At 48.1% G+C, this 1,524-nt stretch carries 1 protein-coding gene, 1 tRNA gene and 1 pseudogene; 2 read left to right on the top strand and 1 reads right to left on the bottom strand.

All coding sequences use genetic code 11. The features are described from left to right. Window positions 1-190 (top strand): annotated as a pseudogene (locus AAX04_RS11425) (ATP-binding protein); the annotation flags it as partial. Between the two features lie 620 nt (window positions 191-810). Further along, window positions 811-1,242 (top strand): hypothetical protein, encoded by a 432-nt coding sequence (locus AAX04_RS11420; RefSeq protein ID WP_156519854.1) that lies wholly within the window; start codon window positions 811-813, stop codon window positions 1,240-1,242. 155 nt (window positions 1,243-1,397) lie between these two features. Here AAX04_RS11420 and AAX04_RS11415 read toward each other — a convergent pair. Then, window positions 1,398-1,473: transfer RNA gene (locus AAX04_RS11415), tRNA-Gln, on the bottom strand. Between the last annotated feature and the right edge of the window lie 51 nt (window positions 1,474-1,524).

The raw sequence follows: 1,524 nt of genomic DNA, 5'->3' as shown, positions 1-1,524 counted from the left end.
TAGGTGCATAGCTAACGGCTCCAACAGCTGGGGCAGGGTGCTTAGGTGCCTTGAGGATGAGGAGGGCTCCACAATATCCTCAAGCGTCCTACACAACATAATCACCAACCTGGAGAAGCTAAGTATAGTTAAGGACTACGAATTCCTGGACCCAATCTACAGGGAAGCGTCAAAAAGACTCAAAGGCTAGAGGAAATCGATGCTAAGCCCATTAGTGTTACTAAATGGGGACGCTTACGATTTCAGCGTTGTAATCATCAATGAGACACAGAACTTAAGGGAAATAGAGAAGCTAAGGCCAGCGCTTAAGGAGTAGGCGGTATCTGTACACAAGGGCAGTTTCGGTTTTCATAATTGTTTGTAGTCCCGTTGATGGCTAATACGGTGGAGTGTTTAATTTTTCGGTGGAGTGGTGGGGTGAACCTGATGAGCTTGGTGAGGGGAGTGGTGTGAGTCACTAGGCGACTAGCGGCAACCACTCCCGCAGCTGGGGGTGGCTCACGGAGAAGCCGCCGAGAAGGAGATGGTGGGACTTGAAATCAACGAACACGAAGGGCCATGAACCACCGCCTCCGGAGAGACGGTTACAGCACCTCACCGTTAGAACAAGAACCTCAATTGTCCTACTCATGAACCCAGCAATGGGCTCATGGGGTCTCTTAAACTTCATAACCAACTTCCCAAGGAAGTTCGACCCACCCTTCTTATCTTGCTTCGATTATATATTCAATAAAAATATAATAGTCATCCACTCACCATGGAGCGAGGAAGAAATCATGAAGATAACGAAGGTAACTAAAACCATGGTACATGTACGATTGTCGCAGATGCAGGTTGGAATTCAATGTAAATTTAAGTGCCAACGCGTGGCCATGGCCAATCAAGCTAAGCACTAGTGAGCTCAGGGGGTTAATCGAGGGCTTTAGTGATGAGAAGTTAGCGGAATTCATAGCAGGCGAAATCGATGGAGATGGGGCAGTGTGGTTTGGATATGAGGGTGTTTCTGTAGAGATTGCGGCTTGTAAAAATTGTCAGAAATCGTTTACCCTCGATGTGCTGAGGAGGGTGATTGCCGAGAGGTTCAACATCATCAGCCACATGTACTTAACAAAAACAGTTAACGTAATAAGGTTCTACGGTGAAAACGCCGTTAAGCTACTTAGGCTCGTTATGCCGTACCTACACCACCCGCTTAGGAGGTTAAGGGCCGAGGTGATCCTGGCGTATTACGAGGTAGGATAGACTACGAGGGGACCAAGAGACTCTACGACATGATGAAGTATAGGCTCGGAGAATTAGACGTCAAGAGGAATAACGGCTTAGAAACCCTCGCCCAAGCGACCCACAAACCCACACCCACGGGGGTAAAAACAATTACTAAATATGAACAAAGTTCTTGGTAGCCGGGCCCGGATTCGAACCGGGGTCAGTGGGTCCAAAGCCCACCATCCTTGGCCGCTAGACGACCCGGCTCAAAACATTAGGCAAACCAGAATTTAAAAACACTACCCAATGTGGGTATGG

The sequence above is a fragment of the Caldivirga sp. MU80 genome, from assembly GCF_001663375.1.
Lineage (GTDB): Archaea > Thermoproteota > Thermoprotei > Thermoproteales > Thermocladiaceae > Caldivirga.
The sequence above is the reverse complement of the archived record's forward strand: the minus strand, read 5'-3'. Positions and strand labels throughout refer to the sequence as shown.